The organism is Rhodococcus sp. BP-349 (genome assembly GCF_019835845.1).
Lineage (GTDB): Bacteria > Actinomycetota > Actinomycetes > Mycobacteriales > Mycobacteriaceae > Rhodococcoides.
Genome location: NZ_JABUDR010000001.1, coordinates 40,454 through 55,411, shown reverse-complemented (window position 1 = coordinate 55,411; position 14,958 = coordinate 40,454). Strand labels below are relative to the sequence as shown.

General features: G+C 67.3%; 14 protein-coding genes. 11 read left to right on the top strand and 3 right to left on the bottom strand.

The window, feature by feature from the left end; genetic code table 11:
* Window positions 1-20: 20 nt before the first annotated feature.
* Entirely contained in the window at window positions 21-827 is an 807-nt protein-coding gene (locus tag HQ325_RS00190; protein ID WP_222628694.1) for a class I SAM-dependent methyltransferase, read from the top strand.
* On the opposite strand, the gene HQ325_RS00185 is transcribed toward HQ325_RS00190, so the two are convergent.
* Entirely contained in the window at window positions 820-2,688 is a 1,869-nt protein-coding gene (locus tag HQ325_RS00185) for a glycosyltransferase (RefSeq protein WP_222626226.1), read from the bottom strand. The two genes, HQ325_RS00190 and HQ325_RS00185, sit on opposite strands and share 8 nt — an antisense overlap.
* A gap of 153 nt (window positions 2,689-2,841) precedes the next feature.
* On the opposite strand from HQ325_RS00185, the gene HQ325_RS00180 reads away from it, so the two are divergent.
* Genes HQ325_RS00180 through HQ325_RS00160 form a run of 5 tightly spaced genes read left to right on the top strand, consistent with a single transcriptional unit; the run spans window position 2,842 to window position 8,474 of the window.
* A complete protein-coding gene (locus HQ325_RS00180; protein ID WP_222626225.1) occupies window positions 2,842-5,088 on the top strand; it encodes a hypothetical protein in 2,247 nt (748 codons plus the stop codon).
* Between the two features lie 38 nt (window positions 5,089-5,126).
* A complete protein-coding gene (locus HQ325_RS00175; protein ID WP_204870767.1) occupies window positions 5,127-6,152 on the top strand; it encodes a glycosyltransferase in 1,026 nt (341 codons plus the stop codon).
* Window positions 6,149-7,090, top strand: a complete 942-nt coding sequence (locus HQ325_RS00170; RefSeq protein WP_204869532.1) for an NAD(P)-dependent oxidoreductase — start codon at window positions 6,149-6,151, stop codon at window positions 7,088-7,090. Before HQ325_RS00175 ends, HQ325_RS00170 begins: the two co-directional genes overlap by 4 nt.
* Before the next feature lie 60 nt (window positions 7,091-7,150).
* Window positions 7,151-7,624 (top strand): GtrA family protein, encoded by a 474-nt coding sequence (locus HQ325_RS00165; RefSeq protein ID WP_231476428.1) that lies wholly within the window; start codon window positions 7,151-7,153, stop codon window positions 7,622-7,624.
* Between the two features lies 1 nt (window position 7,625).
* Window positions 7,626-8,474 (top strand): glycosyltransferase, encoded by an 849-nt coding sequence (locus HQ325_RS00160; protein WP_027506551.1) that lies wholly within the window; start codon window positions 7,626-7,628, stop codon window positions 8,472-8,474.
* Here HQ325_RS00160 and rfbB read toward each other — a convergent pair whose 3' ends face one another.
* Window positions 8,475-9,479 carry a dTDP-glucose 4,6-dehydratase gene (rfbB, locus tag HQ325_RS00155; protein WP_222626224.1) on the bottom strand — a complete coding sequence of 335 codons (1,005 nt, stop codon included), beginning with the start codon at window positions 9,477-9,479 and terminating at the stop codon, window positions 8,475-8,477. It lies immediately after the preceding gene.
* Between the two features lie 57 nt (window positions 9,480-9,536).
* On the opposite strand from rfbB, the gene rfbA reads away from it, so the two are divergent.
* Window positions 9,537-10,412: a glucose-1-phosphate thymidylyltransferase RfbA gene (gene rfbA / locus HQ325_RS00150; protein WP_222626223.1), complete on the top strand. Its 876-nt coding sequence runs from the start codon at window positions 9,537-9,539 to the stop codon at window positions 10,410-10,412.
* Window positions 10,409-10,966, top strand: coding sequence for a dTDP-4-dehydrorhamnose 3,5-epimerase family protein (locus HQ325_RS00145; RefSeq protein ID WP_222626222.1), 558 nt, complete (start codon window positions 10,409-10,411; stop codon window positions 10,964-10,966). Before rfbA ends, HQ325_RS00145 begins: the two co-directional genes overlap by 4 nt.
* On the opposite strand, the gene HQ325_RS00140 is transcribed toward HQ325_RS00145, so the two are convergent.
* Window positions 10,963-11,442, bottom strand: a complete 480-nt coding sequence (locus HQ325_RS00140) for a GtrA family protein (protein WP_308014194.1) — start codon at window positions 11,440-11,442, stop codon at window positions 10,963-10,965. The two genes, HQ325_RS00145 and HQ325_RS00140, sit on opposite strands and share 4 nt — an antisense overlap.
* A gap of 136 nt (window positions 11,443-11,578) precedes the next feature.
* Between HQ325_RS00140 and HQ325_RS00135 the strand changes: the two genes are divergently transcribed.
* From HQ325_RS00135 to HQ325_RS00125, 3 genes are read left to right on the top strand one after another with little or no spacing between them, the layout of a single operon-like run.
* Window positions 11,579-12,736 carry a hypothetical protein gene (locus tag HQ325_RS00135; RefSeq protein WP_222626221.1) on the top strand — a complete coding sequence of 386 codons (1,158 nt, stop codon included), beginning with the start codon at window positions 11,579-11,581 and terminating at the stop codon, window positions 12,734-12,736.
* 47 nt (window positions 12,737-12,783) lie between these two features.
* Entirely contained in the window at window positions 12,784-14,190 is a 1,407-nt protein-coding gene (locus HQ325_RS00130) for an FAD-binding oxidoreductase (RefSeq protein WP_222626220.1), read from the top strand.
* Window positions 14,187-14,951 (top strand): decaprenylphospho-beta-D-erythro-pentofuranosid-2-ulose 2-reductase, encoded by a 765-nt coding sequence (locus HQ325_RS00125; protein ID WP_222626219.1) that lies wholly within the window; start codon window positions 14,187-14,189, stop codon window positions 14,949-14,951. The genes HQ325_RS00130 and HQ325_RS00125 overlap by 4 nt, the downstream gene beginning before the upstream one ends.
* The last annotated feature ends 7 nt before the right edge of the window (window positions 14,952-14,958 follow it).

The following is a 14,958-nucleotide window of genomic DNA, read 5'->3' as shown; positions in this document are numbered from 1 at the left end:
ACGAGTGGACGGTGCGGGTGATGCGGTGGAGCCGACGCGTCAGAGCCACTGCACGGGGCAAGGTAGTGCAGGCCGTTCAGGACGCCGTGGCGCCCGAGGCCGACCGACGTCACAGTGAGCTGATCGACCTCATCACCGGCCAGTCCAAGACCATCGCGGACCTGCAGGAGTCCATCACCACCCTCGAATTCCGGATGCGCCGCGACATCCCTTTCGCCTCCGACCTCGAGGCCACGGCGTCCAGTGCCGATTTCGTCGAGACCCACCTCCCACGAACACCGGCGTTCACGCATCCCGACCTCACGCTGCGACATGCGCTCAGGGCCGTCTCTCTCGACGGCATGGCACTCGAGTTCGGTGTCGCCACCGGAACCACCCTCGGCACCATCGTCGACGAGTGGCGCCGCGCCGCCAACGTCGGAGTCATCGCCGGATTCGACACCTTCGAGGGCCTGCCCGAGGACTGGCGCACCGGCTTCGAGGCCGGGACCTTTGCACGGGACGACCTTCCCGACGTCCCGGGTGCGCATCTGGTGAAGGGAATGTTCCAACAGACCCTGGGGCCGTTCTTGTCGAAGAATCGCGGCCCGGTCGCCTTCCTTCATCTCGACGCGGATCTGTACTCCTCGACCGACTTCGTCCTGCGCCGCCTCGAATCACGGCTGGTGCCGGGCACCGTCATCGTGTTCGACGAGTTCTTCAACTTCCCCGGCTGGGCCCAGCACGAGTACAGGGCGTGGACCGAGTTCGTCCGCCGCACCGGGGTGACGTTCGAGTACCTCGCCTACACGTCCAACAACGAGCAGGTGGCGGTCCGGCTCACCTGACCGATTCGGTGACGGCAGTGTCGATCCCGTAGAGGCGCGCCCAGTTCTCGCGTGCGATGAGATCGGCGCCGGCCGTGCGGTACTGCTCCTGCAGAGCAGGAGCCTCCCGCCGCAGACGCCGCATCACCTTGACGGCACGCACCATCAGCGCGACCCCACGTGCCTTGTCCCGCTTGCGGATTCGAACGCCGCCCTGCGATGCGTCGGTGACCACGACGTGGTCGAACCTCGCGATGTGCCACCAGTGCGCGTCCTCGCGCGTGACGCCGACGAGACCGCCGATCGTGCGTCCGAGGAACTGGTCGACACCGCGCTTGGCCAACACCGCTCGCATCGCGCTCGGCTCCCCGCCCGCTCGCGAGACCCGCACGTCCGCGGAGGGCACCGGCGCGGTGGCCGCCGGGTGCATGATCGTCTCCGGGTACTCCTTGCGGTCGGCTCGGATACGAGCCATCGCCGCCATGCCGCCGTCGGACAGATGGTCCGGCCCCGACAGCCAGTCCTCGATACCCTTCAAGGTGGTATGGGCGAGGCCGTACTGCATTCCGACGACGTACTCGGCGATGTGGCGCAGGAACATTCGCGACAACACCGTAGTGTTCAGGTCGCTGTGCAGAGACCCGACGATGAGCGAGTTACGCGTACTAAAGTACCGCGCCCAGTCGTCGAAGTCCTTCCAGTAGAAGTCGGCGTGCCACACCGCCGCGTTGGGCAGCGTGACGGTCGGGAAGCCCGCACGGCCGGCGCGCACGCCGTACTCCACGTCGTCCCACTGGAAGAACATGGGAAGCGGGAGACCGATCTCCTCGACGACCTCGGACGGGATCAGGCACGTCCACCAGGCGTTGTAGCCGGCGTCGACCCGGCGCTCCTGGTTCTTCTTGATCATGCTCTTGTTGGACAACGCCTTTCCGACGGTGCGGCCGTGCTGCAGGTGCAGGAAGTCCACCTCCTCCGCGCCGACGTTGAGGTAGTCGGGATTGAGCAGGAACAGCATCTGCGCGCCGACCAGCGTCGGCTGGGCCGTGACGTTGGCGAAGGCGCTCAGACGCAACACCGTCTCCGGCTCACACAGGATGTCGTCGTCCATGAGGATGACGTCGACACCGCTCCGAGACGCGGTCACCTCGTACAGTCCGCGTGTGAAGCCGCCCGCACCACCGAGATTGGGCTGCCGGAGGTACACCAGGGTGTCGCCCATCCGCGCCCGCGCGTCGGCGAACTCCGGCTGGTCCTGCACGAGGTCGGTGCCCTGATCCACGACGTGCACGGTGTCGATCAGCGACAACACCACGTCGTCGGACGCCAGTGCGGCCACCGTGTGCGCACAGTCGATGGCGCGGTTGAACGTGCAGATGGCAATGGCCACCGGACGTCTCGGCACCGTGGTGGCGTGGGTCCACTCGAGGCCGTCGACGACGGCGGACTCGCCGAACGTCTCGAACTCCAGCCAGAGAGCACCGCCGTCGACGAACTTGTCGAGCGGAGCCTCGAATGTCAGCACGGCGTCGCTCCGCGTCTCCTGCACCGACACGATGCGGCGGTGACCGGCGATGTCCGAGGCCAGCAGTCGCACTCGGACACGGCCGCTCGTCGCGATGCGCAGAGACGCCGTGACCGCGCCGACCGTGGTCCACCGCTGCCAGTAGGACGCCGCGAAGCGCCCGAAGTACGTGTTGGTGTGAGCGAAGGAGTTCTTCGCGAGCGTCATGTCGTGGCGCCTGCGATCCCCGCTGCCCTTCTCGATCTGCACGTACAGATCGGGATTCACTCTGGTGGAGGGGCCGAGGAAGACGCCTCGCTGGAGGACCAACCTGTCGTGGCCGCTGTGCGGAATCGTCGCGGGCGCGGTCGACTGCATCGGTTGTCCAACTCCTGACAGTAGAGACAGGCGTGCTCGTCGCACCCCGTAACAAATGAGACCGGTCTGTGACCTACGATAACAACCGGGAGGGTTCCGTCGCGTCCATGACACTTGCGGGGAACGACGTGTCGGTCAGGAAGCGAGGACGGTGTGACGCACACGCCTGTCGTGACCTCGGTCGAGACGTCCCGTCGAGAGCGCTGGTCCTGGGGTCTCGGCTCCGGTGTGGTGGTGGTGCTGGGGTTCGTCGCGATCCTCGTGAGCGATCATCGCTTCTTCTACCTCGACGACACCGAGTCCGGCGCGGTGGGCAACTGGCTCGCTCTGGGCCGCCTGCTCCGCGAAGGGCAGTTCCTCCCCCTCGTCACCACCCAGTGGATGGCCGGCAACTACCCGGTCGAGGGCCAGGGTGGTCTCTGGAATCCCGTGCAGATGCTCATCAACCTGATCTCACCGTCGGTGGACGACCTGGCACTGCTCGCTGCCGTCGTCAAGATCTTCTTCGCCGTGGTGCTGGCGATCGGCGTCTACCGCGTGGCTCTGGAGTACGGATCCAGGCCCTCCTGGGCGGCGGTCGCTGCGACAGCGACGCCGTTCGCGGGATTCACCCTCTTCTTCGAGCAGCCGTCCTGGGTGACGTCGCTGATCGGCATGGCCTGGGTGATCAATGCCTGGGCGAGTGCCGTGCGTTATGCCCGCGGCACCTCCGGTCCGCTACCCGTCTTCGCGTTTCTCTACCTCGCCATCAGCGTGGGATACGTTCACGCGGCCCTCATGGCCGGAGTCGCCGCGGGGGCGGTGATGATGGGCGAGTACCTGCGTGCGCGCGCCCTCATGCCGGTGCTCCGACTCGGCGCCGTGTCGATCGCCGCCGCCCTGTGCGGCGCCGTCACCTTCCTCCCCGGCGTGCTCACCTCGGGCGTCACGTGGCGGTCGGGCGCCGAGGGCACCCTCAACGACAACTTCCTCGTGGTCCCCTGGTCGGAGACCTTCAGCGCGAGTCTGCCGTCGGCGGTGACCAGCATGCAGTCATGGAGCGGCGAGACGACCACGGCGCCGGTCACCTACGTCGCCTGGTTCCTCGTCCCCGCGATGGCGTTCGTCGACTGGCGCCGTGTGCCGACGGTCGTGCGCGAACTGTCCGGTCCCCTCATCGTTCTCGGCGCCCTTCTGCTCTACACGGCGGGGCCTTCCGACATCGGACCCATTCGCTGGCCCGGACGGCTGTTGCCCTTCGTCGCCGTCGCTCTGCTCATCATCGCCGCGGTTCTCCTGAGCCGCTTCGGAACGCTGCGCGGTCTGCGCGGCCGACTGACGGCGGCCGGGGTCATCACCGGCGTCCTGCTTGTTCGCGCACTGTCGTCCGGACCGCAACTGGCCGGACGTCACCTGCTGTCGGTCCTCTTCGTCGTGGTTCTCGGCGGTGTCGTCGTCGCCGTGTTCCGCGCGCGCAGAACGACCGCCGCCACCGCACTGCTCATGGTCTCGGTCATCCCCGTCGCGCTGTACCAGGTACACAACTACCGACCCGTTCTGAGCGAGTGGGATTTCCCCTCTTCCCAGCAGCAGGCCCGTGCCGAGTTCCCGGACTGGACCGGTACGACGCTGCAATTGGGCGACCGAGCTCTGTCCGACAGATCGCCGGAAGAGGCGGTCGACCGATGGCGAGCACAGGTGTACGGCAACTACGCCAAGGTGCTCGATCTCGACTACGTCAGCGCCTACACGCCCGTCGGCCATGAAGCGTTCGCCGAACTTCTGTGTGTCGCCTACGAGGGCACGACCTGTACCGATGCCTATCGCAACGTGTTCCGCCCCGACGTCTACACCGGGCGGACCACGGCCGATCTGATGCTGCTCGACCGCGTCGTCGTCCAGAAGGCGCAGTACCCGATGTGGCGGCAGCTGCCGGTTCCGCGCGGGTGGCGCTGGGTCGATGTGCCGCGACCGCAGTCCGACCAGGTCGCCGTCCTCGAACGTGTCGACGGGCCGGTGTCGACGCAGGAGGGCACCGTGTCCGCGACTGTGAACGCCGACGTCGAGCCGGTGCGCTCGAGCGACGTCGACGAGACCCTGCGCGTGAGCTCCGCCGCCGGCGGCAGCGTGATCTTCGCCAGGCTCGCCTGGCCCGGATACACGGCCACGCTGAACGGACAGCCGTTGCAGACCAAGGGGCTGGGCGACACCTTCCTCTACGTCGACCTGCCCCCGGGCACCACCGACGCCGATCTCGAGCTGACCTTCCGCCCGCCCGGCTTCCGGCTCGGACTGGCTGCCATGGGCGCTGGAATCGTCGTACTGCTCGGCCTGGTCGTGCTCGACGTCCGACGACGGTTCTCCGCGCGACCGCAAACGTCGGCGGCTCGCTCGTCGGCAACCGGCCCCTCTGCGTTATAGGGTCGGCTCTCGTGACTGACGATCAGCTTCCGCACCGGATCTCGGTCATCGTGCCCGTCTACCAGGGCGAGAGGACCCTCGGCCCGTTGACCGACGAGCTCGAGACCCTCACCCGGCCCTTTCTGACCCCCGGTCGTCGCCTCGCGGTGGTCGAGGAGGTTCTGCTGGTGTTCGACCACGGCCCGGACGGATCCGCGGCCGTCATCCGAGACCTGGCGGACCGTCACTCGTTCGTCCGGGGAATCTGGCTCAGTCGCAACTTCGGGCAGCACCCCGCGACGCTCGCGGGGATGGCCTCGAGTGGCGGCGAGTGGATCGTCACGATGGACGAGGACGGGCAGCACGATCCCGCCGACATCGGCGGACTTCTCGACACCGCACTCGACGAGCAGGCCTCGGTCGTCTACGCCCGCGGCACCAACGCCGCCCCGCACGGACTGTGGCGCAACGCGACGAGCAAGGGCTCGAAGTGGCTCATTGCCAAGGCGTTGGCCGGTGAGAACACCGTGCAATACAGCAGCTTCCGCATGGTCGTGGGCGAGGTCGGACGGTCGGTGGCCGCGTACGCGGGATCCGAGGCGTACCTCGACGTCGCACTCGGGTGGATCGCCGGCAGTGTGACCACCAGCCCGGTGACGCTGCGCGAGGAACAGGGACGGCGTTCCGGCTACAACCTGCGGACCCTGCTGTCCCACTTCTGGCGCATGGTTCTCTCCAGCGGCACCAAGGGGTTGCGACTGGTCAGCGTGCTGGGGGTGGTGTTCGCCGTTCTCGGTCTGGTCCTGGTCGCCTATCTCCTCGTCGTGTACACGTTCTTCGACCCGGACACCGAGGTCCGCGGCTGGGCATCCACCATGGTCGTCCTGCTGTTCGGGTTCGGGGCCACCCTGTTCTCGCTCGGCGTCGTCGCGGAGTACGTCGGCGTCAACGTGAAGACCGCGATGGGAAAGCCTCCCTATCTGATCGTGGGCGATCCGGCTGCCGGGCCTCTGGGCCGTGCCGGCCGGGTGCCTCCGAAAGTCGGCGCCGAGAACCGGGACGCCGAGAACCCCGACCTCTCGTGACGACGTTGTCCTGGGTCGTCGGGAGTGGTGGACTTCTCGGCTCGGCCGTCTCCGCCGAACTCGTCCGCCGTGGGCACCGGGTGGTGACCGAGACGATCCCGTGGCTCGACGAGGACGCGGCACGCACCGTGATCACCTCACGCGCGCGAGCGGTGGCCACCTCCGACGCACGTCGGGTCAATGTCGTGTGGTGTGCGGGCGCAGGCGTCAACGGCACGCCGCGCGAGGCCTTCGACCGGGAGAACGACCTGTTCGCACACGCGCTGGCACAGCTCGAGTCGTATGCGGTCCCGAGGCCGGAACCTGTCACCGTCTTCCATGCGTCGTCCGCCGGTGGGGTCTACGCGGGCACGCCCGACGCACCGCACGACGAGTCGAGTGCGGTCGCGCCGCTGGGCGAGTACGGCCACGCGAAGCTACGCGCCGAGCAGAGAGCGGTGGACTTCGGTCGACGCACCGACGCGTCGGTGGTCGTCGGCCGTTTCGCCAACCTGTACGGACCAGGACAGAACTTGTCGAAGCCGCAGGGCCTCATCTCGCACCTGTGCCGCGGGTACCTGTTGGCATCACCCATCTCGATCTACGTGCCCATCGACACCCTGCGCGACTACCTCTACATCTCCGATGCGGCAGAGATGGTGGCGGACGCCCTGGACGTCGCCGCGCGGGAGCGCACGGACCCGGTCACCAAGATCTTCGCCTCGGGCAATGCCGTCACCATCGGCGCCATTCTCGGCGCGTGCAGATCGGTCTTCCGTCGCCGACCGCTCGTCGTCCAGGCCGCCTCCCCGTTGTCCTCGCTCCAGGGCCGTGACCTGCGCCTCCGGTCCACCGTCTGGCCCGAGATCGATCGCAGGACTCACCGCACGCTCCCCGCCGGCATCGCCTCGACGCTGGAGTCCATCCGGTCCTCGCTTCTCGCCGGTCACCGCGGGTGACGAGCCCGGAGCGGCTCCGCGAGTTTGTGCCACGGTGAACGCTGCTGCGACACTGCCGTGGTGACCGCTGATCAACCTGCCGACGACGACCGTGTCGTCGTGGACGCGCAGCCGGTCGGCCCGCTCCTCCGCCTGATGGGCAACCAGGGCCTCGTCTTTCTCCTGGTGGGCGGCTTCAACACGGTGCTCGGCACAGTCTGGTTCATCGTTTGGCAGCTCGCGATCGGTGACACGCTCGGTTATCACGCCGCGATCGTGCTCGGCTACCTGTGCAACGTGCTGACTGCCTTCTGCACGAATCGCTACCTGGTCTTCCGGGTGCGGGGACACGTGCTTCGCGACTTCTGGCGTTTCGTCGTGGTCAACTCCGGGGCCTTCGCGGTGAACCTCGCCGCGATGACCGTCGCCGTCTCGGTACTCGGATTCGCACCCATCCCGTCCCAGCTGGTCATCACCTTGCTCACCGCCTGCATCAGCTTCTTCGGCTACCGCGACTTCTCGTTCAAGCGCTCCTCCTCGGTGAAAGGTTCCTGACATGGCACCCCGCGTGTCGATCGTGGTCCCGGCGTACAACAACGCCGACTTCATCGGCGAGACCATCGAGTCGATCCTGAGTCAGACCTACCGAGACTTCGAGCTGGTGATCGCCGATCACGCGTCGACCGACTCCACCCTCGACGTCATCGCCCGCTACGACGACGATCGCATCCGCGTCGAGCACACGGAGGCCGGCGGCGGAGCGAAACGCAACTGGGACAGAGTGAGTCGACTGGCCACGGGCGAGCTGATCAAACTCGTGTGCGGCGACGACACGATCACCGAGACGTCGATCGCCGACCAGGTCGCCGCGTTCGACGCGCACCCGTCGGCCGTCCTGGTGGCGTCGCAACGCACGCTCGTGGACGCCGCCGGCAAGACCATCATCGCCACGCGTGGCCTGGGAAAGTTGTCCGGCCTCGTCGACGGACGCACAGCCGCACGCACCGCGGTGCTCGCCGGCTCCAACATCTTCGGTGAGCCGGGATGCGTCCTGATGCGACGAGACGCCCTCGCCGACATCGGCTGGTGGGACAACGACCACCCGTTCCTCATCGATCAGGCGACCTTCACGGAGGTCGCACTCAAGGGTGACGTGGTGGCCATCCGGTCGTCTCTCGCGGCGTTCCGTATCAATGCCGGGCAGTGGAGCGTGCGCCTGGCGCGGGAACAGGCGGGGCAGGCCGCGGGATTCCATCGGAAACTGCGCGCGGCCTACCCGGACCTGCTGTCCGAGAACGACGTTCGTATCGGTAATGCTCGTGCGCTCGTGACGTCGTTCCTGCGCCGCGCGGTGTACGTGCTGCTGCGGCGCCGCATCACACACCAGCCGCCGGAACCCGTCTGATCAGAGCGTCCGTTCGCCGGCCGATGCATAGGCCGCCTCGGTCGCGGCTTTCTGCGGCGCCCACCAGGATTCGTTGTCTCGGTACCAGTCGATGGTGGCGGCGAGTCCGCTGCGGAAGTCGGAGTAGCGGGGTGTCCAGCCGAGTTCGGTGCGTAGGCGGGTGCTGTCGATGGCGTAGCGCAGGTCGTGGCCGGGGCGGTCGGTGACGAAGTCGAAGTCGCTCTTGTCGTGGCCACAGAGTTCGAGGATGGTCTCGACGACGGTGCGGTTGTCGACCTCGCCGTCGGCGCCGATGAGGTAGGTCTGGCCGAGGGCGCCCTTGTCGATGATGGTCCAGACGGCGGTGTTGTGGTCCTCGACGTGGATCCAGTCGCGGACGTTGAGTCCGGCGCCGTAGAGCTTGGGGCGGACGCCGGTGAGGACGCCGGTGATCTGGCGGGGGATGAACTTCTCGACGTGCTGGTAGGGGCCGTAGTTGTTGGAGCAGTTGGAGATGGTGGCGCGGACGCCGAAGGAGCGGGTCCAGGCGCGCACCAGCAGGTCGCTGGAGGCCTTGGTCGAGGAGTACGGCGAGGAGGGGTTGTAGGGGGTGTTCTCGGTGAACCGGGCGGGGTCGTCGAGTTCGAGATCGCCGTAGACCTCGTCGGTGCTGATGTGGTGGTAGCGGACGTCGTGGGTGCGGACGGCTTGGAGGAGGGTGGTGGTGCCGACGATGTTGGTGTGGACGAACGGCCAGGGGTCGCCGAGGGAGTTGTCGTTGTGTGATTCGGCGGCGAAGTGGACGACGAGGTCGGTGTCGGCGACGAGGCGGTCGACGAGGGCGGTGTCGGTGATGTCGCCGTGCACGAAGGTGATGCGGTCTGCGACGGGGTCGAGGGAGGCGCGGTTGCCGGCGTAGGTGAGGGCGTCGAGGACGGTGATCTCGATGTCGGGGCGGGTGCGGGCGGTCAGGTGCACGAAGTTCGCGCCGATGAACCCGGCGCCGCCGGTCACGAGCATTCTCATGGGCGGCACTTTACGTGGGAGAGCGGCGCGAAGCGCAGTCTGAAAGACTCGACCATCATGCGAGGAATCATTCTGGCCGGTGGCACGGGGTCGCGGCTGCATCCGATCACTCAGGGCGTGAGCAAGCAGTTGGTGCCCGTCTACGACAAGCCGATGATCTACTACCCGCTGACCACGCTGATGCTCGCCGGGATCCGCGACATCCTGATCATCACCACCGTGCAGGACGCCGAGCAGTTCCAGCGGCTTCTCGGCGACGGCTCCCAGTTCGGCATCTCGCTGACCTACAAGGTGCAACACGAACCCGACGGTCTCGCGCAGGCGTTCGTGCTGGGCGCCGACCACATCGGCACCGAGGGCGCCGCACTGGTGCTGGGGGACAACATCTTCTACGGCCCCGGCCTGGGAACGCAGCTGAGCCGGTTCGGGGACATCGACGGCGGCGCGGTGTTCGCCTACGAGGTCTCCGACCCCACCGCCTACGGGGTCATCGAATTCGACGAGAGCGGCACCGCCCTGTCCTTGGAGGAGAAGCCGGCGCACCCGCGGTCGAACTACGCTGTACCGGGGCTGTACTTCTACGACAACGACGTCATCGCCATCGCCCGCGACCTCGCCCCCTCCGCCCGCGGGGAGTACGAGATCACCGACGTCAACCGCCACTACCTCGAGGCGGGCACCCTGCAGGTGCAGGTGCTGCCGCGTGGGACCGCCTGGCTCGACACCGGCACCTTCGAATCACTCCTCGACGCCTCCAACTACGTGCGCACCATCGAACAACGCCAGGGCCTCAAGATCGGCGCCCCCGAGGAGGTGGCGTGGCGACGCGGGTTCATCACCGACGACGACCTGCGCGCCCGCGCGCAGACACTGCTCAAGTCCGGATACGGGGCGTACCTGCTGGACCTGCTCGAGAGAGGACACCGACCGTGAGCTTCCGCGAACTGCGCGTCCCCGGGGCGTTCGAGTTCACTCCCCGCCAGTTCGGCGACGACCGCGGGGTGTTCTTCGAGTGGCACAAGGACTCCGCCTTCACCGCCGCCGTCGGGCACCCCCTGGAACTGCTGCAGGCCAACTGCTCGGTCTCCGCCGCCGGTGTGCTGCGCGGCATCCACGTCACCGTCGACCCACCCGGGCAGGCGAAGTACGTCACCTGCACCCGCGGCGCGTTCCTCGACGTCGTGGTCGACCTCCGCAAGGACTCACCGACGTACGGCACCTGGGACTCGGTGCTCATCGACGACGTCGACCGCCGCGCGGTGTACCTGCCCGTCGGGCTGGGTCACGCGATCCTCTCCCTCGAGGACCACTCCACGGTGATGTACCTGTGCAGCCTCGAGTACACCCCCGGAGCGGACCGCGACATTCACCCGCTCGACCCCGACCTCGCCATCGACTGGCCCACCCACGGCCGCGACGGCACACCCCTGACCTACCAACTCTCCGACAAGGACGCCGCGGCACCCTCCTTCGAGGACTGGGCCTAGCGCAGCTTGAAGATCACCGCTCGCTGGACCACGAAGTTGATCACCGTCGCGGTGCCCTGCGCGACGACGAACGCCGCGGCGCTGTAGAGGATCGTCTCCGGCCACAGGTGCCCGAACAGCGTGTACAGCACGTTCTGGACACCGAACGTCGCCGCGTAGAGGACGACGACGGCCACGAACCGCGCCCGCGACGGCGGTGCCGCGAACGTCCAGCGCCGGTTGATCAGGTACGCGACGGTGGTGCCCACGACGAATCCCGCGGCCTTGGCCAGCGAGAGCTGCACGTCCAGGCCGTACTGCAGCGCGATGGTGATGGAGAAGTCGACGACGGCCGACAGCACCCCGGTGACGAGGAACCGGACGATCTGGGTCCTCAGATCCAGCGCGTCGTCGGCGGTGTTCTCCGTGACGGGGATCTCGACGGGCAGAGGAAGGCGCTGGCCCGGATCGGACGGCTCGGCGGGATCAAAGGACACGGTCGATCACTGTAGCCCTGGCCGCGAAAACGGAACGTAGGGTCTTCGCGTGGACACCTCGACGCTCACAGCCTCGCCTCGCCGGACTCGCCCGGCAACCCTCAGGGCCCAGTGGACCATCGCGGGTGCCGTGGCTATGGCCGGTGCTGTCTTGTTCGTCGTGCGTGGGCTCCCTCGATTCCGCAGTCCGGGACTGTTCGCGGAGGACGGCGAGATATTCCTCGCGGGCGCTCACAACGACGGGCTCCGGGCACTGGTCGATCCCTATGCGGGGTATCTGCACGCCATTCCTCGCCTGATCGCGGCGCTGTTCGTTCAGGTTCCGATCACCGCGGTTCCACTGGCGTACCTCGTCGCCACCATGGTGGTGCACCTGGTGATGATGGGTCCCGCGCTGTCTCGACGATTGGAACCGCTGCTCCCGTCGCCCGTTCTGCGAGCGGGTCTCTTCGCCTCGCTGTGCCTCTTGCCGGCGTTGTGGGAGGTCTACGGCAACATCGCAAATCTGATCTTCGCTGCCGGCACGGCGATGACTCTGCTGGTCCTCAGCACGGACCCCGCGACGCGGGTGGGTCGAGGATGCGAGCTGATCGCCCTGGCGCTCATGGGCCTGTCCGGACCACTCGTCGTGATATTTCTGCCGTTCTTCGCGTGGCGGTGGCTACGCGTGAGTCGGACACGCCACTCGCTCGCCGTTCTCGGTGTGGTGGTCACGACGTCCGTGGTCCAACTCGCGGTCTACCTGACGTCGGACCGAGAGACGCTCAGCGCGGCGACTCCACAGTTGCTGGCACGGACCGCAGCGGAGCGGGTCGGCGGTGGATTCCTGTCCGGTGACCGCAACATCTACGCGGGCACGCCGAACCTGACCATGACCGTGCTCGCAACCGTATGGATCACCGGCGTCGTGCTCGTCACCTGCTGGGCGATCCCGCGCGTCGCCGTGGGACTGTGGATTCTGTTCGCAGTGTTGCTGTTCGCTGCGGTGAACGCGTACGGGCCTGCCATGGTCACCTGGAGTTTCTCGCTGCAACGGCACGTCACCACGCCGATGGCCATCGCCGTGATCCTGCTGTGGCTCACCATCGGGTCTGCGAAGCGCGCATCGCCACGGATTCTGGCCGCGGCACTACTCCTCGCCGGTGCTTCAGGTGTCGTTCACGACTTCTCACCCGCTCCGTATCCGGATCGGCCCGATCTCGGAGCGCTCGAGCGGTGCGTCGACGCGGAGCAAGAAGTGTGCCGTCAGCCGATCTTCGGACCCGGGTGGGAGGTCGTCATCGACCCGCGCTGACTGCGGTCGGCGAGGGGTGCGCCACCGGGCGGGTAACATTCGATCCGATGTCCATCACCGAATTGCCACCCACCAGTGCGCGCACCCTCACCGGGTGGGCACGTACCTCGCCCACCACGGCGCAGGTGCTGACCACGTCCGATCCCGAGGTCGTGGCCGCCGCCGTCGTCCGGGTCGCGGAGCAGAACGAGAGCAAGCCGTCCCATCTGCGGCGCGGCGTCATCGCCCGCGGGCTCGGCCGCTCGTACGGCGACAACGCGCAGAACGGCGGCGGGCTGGTCGTCGACATGAGCGCACTGAACCGGATCCACTCGATGGACGCGGAGACGCACATCGTCGATGTGGACGGCGGCGTGAGCCTGGACCAGCTGATGCGTGCGGCGCTGCCGTTCGGTCTGTGGGTCCCCGTGCTCCCCGGCACTCGCCAGGTGACCATCGGCGGCGCGATCGGGTGCGACATCCACGGCAAGAACCATCACAGCGCCGGCAGCTTCGGCAATCACGTGCGCTCGATGGAGCTGCTGCTCGCGGACGGCACCGTTCGCCACATCACTCCCGACGGCGACGACGCGCCGCTGTTCTGGGCCACGGTGGGCGGCAACGGCCTCACCGGCATCATTCTGCGCGCGACCATCGAGATGACTCCCACCGAGACCGCGTACTTCATCGCCGACGGTGACGTCACGGCGAGCCTCGACGAGACCATCGCGATCCACAGCGACGGCAGCGAGAGCCGGTACGACTACTCGAGCGCCTGGTTCGACGCCATCTCGGGACCGCCGAAGCTGGGACGCGCGGCACTCTCACGCGGGTCGCTCGCGACGCTCGACCAGCTGCCCGCGAAGTTGCAGAAGGATCCGCTGCGCTTCAGCGCGAAACCGCTGCTGACCTTCCCCGACGTGTTTCCCAACGGCCTCGCGAACAAGTACACGTTCGGACCCATCGGCGAGCTCTGGTACCGCAAGTCGGGTACCTACCGCGGCAAGGTGCAGAACCTGACGCAGTTCTATCACCCGCTCGACATGTTCGGGGAGTGGAACAGGGCCTACGGTCCGGCCGGTTTCCTGCAGTACCAGTTCGTGGTTCCGCCGCAGGCCGTCGGGGAGTTCAAGAAGATCATCCACGACATCCAGCGCTCGGGGCACTACTCGTTCCTCAACGTCTTCAAGCTCTTCGGACCGGGAAACCAAGCGCCGCTGAGCTTCCCGATCGAGGGCTGGAACGTCTGCGTCGACTTCCCGATCAAGGAGGGTCTCGGCGCGTTCGTCGCGGACCTCGACCGGCGGGTGCTCGAGTTCGGCGGACGGCTCTACACCGCCAAGGACTCCCGGACGTCCGCGGACACGTTCCACGCGATGTACCCACGCATCGACGAGTGGATCGCCGTTCGGCGATCCGTCGACCCCACAGGCGTCTTCGCCTCGGATATGGCCAGAAGGTTGGAACTGCTGTGACGATCGATGCTGTGGGCGACCCGCAGACCATTCTCGTGCTGGGTGGCACGAGCGAGATCGGCCTCGCGATCACGGAGGAGTACCTCTCGACGACGTCGGCACGCGTGATCCTCGCGGCGCTGCCGAACGATCCCCTGCGTGACGCGGCCGTCGCTCAGCTGACGGCCAAGGGCGCCAAGTCCGTGGAGGTCATCGACTTCGACGCGCTCGACACAGCGTCGCACCCGAAGGTCATCGACGAGGCCTGGTCGAAGGGCGACGTCGACGTCGCGATCGTGGCGTTCGCGGTGGACTTCGATCCGGAACTGCTGTGGCAGGACCAGAACAAGGCCGTGCTCACGGCCAACATCAACTACACGGCGTCGGTGTCGGTGGGGGTGCTCCTCGGCGAGAAGATGAAGGCGCAGGCCTTCGGCCGCATCATCGTCATGTCGTCCGTCGCGGGCGAGCGCGTCCGACGCTCCAACTTCGTCTACGGCTCCACCAAGGCCGGACTCGACGGGTTCTACCTCGGTCTCGGAGAAGCCCTGCGCGAGTTCGGTCCTCGCGTGACCGTCATCCGTCCGGGCATGGTGCGCACCAAGTTCAGCGCGCACGTCAAGGAAGCGCCGCTGACGGTGGACAAGGAGGACATCGCCAAGCTGGCCGTGTCCGCGTCCCGTATGGGCAAGGATCTGGTCTGGGCTCCGGGGCCCTTCCGCTTCGTCATGATGGCGCTGCGGCACGTCCCGCGTCCGATCTTCCGCAAACTCCCCATCTGAGCAGGGC

What these genes read in the sequence shown, in the direction of transcription:
- HQ325_RS00185 (WP_222626226.1), bottom strand. Translation starts at nt 2,688, where the DNA reads ATGCAGTCGACCGCGCCCGCGACGATTCCGCACAGCGGCCACGACAGG.
- HQ325_RS00135 (WP_222626221.1), top strand. Translation starts at nt 11,579, where the DNA reads ATGGCCGGTGCTGTCTTGTTCGTCGTGCGTGGGCTCCCTCGATTCCGC.
- rfbA (WP_222626223.1), top strand. Translation starts at nt 9,537, where the DNA reads ATGCGAGGAATCATTCTGGCCGGTGGCACGGGGTCGCGGCTGCATCCG.
- rfbB (WP_222626224.1), bottom strand. Translation starts at nt 9,479, where the DNA reads ATGAGAATGCTCGTGACCGGCGGCGCCGGGTTCATCGGCGCGAACTTC.
- HQ325_RS00130 (WP_222626220.1), top strand. Translation starts at nt 12,784, where the DNA reads ATGTCCATCACCGAATTGCCACCCACCAGTGCGCGCACCCTCACCGGG.
- HQ325_RS00190 (WP_222628694.1), top strand. Translation starts at nt 21, where the DNA reads ATGCGGTGGAGCCGACGCGTCAGAGCCACTGCACGGGGCAAGGTAGTG.
- HQ325_RS00160 (WP_027506551.1), top strand. Translation starts at nt 7,626, where the DNA reads ATGGCACCCCGCGTGTCGATCGTGGTCCCGGCGTACAACAACGCCGAC.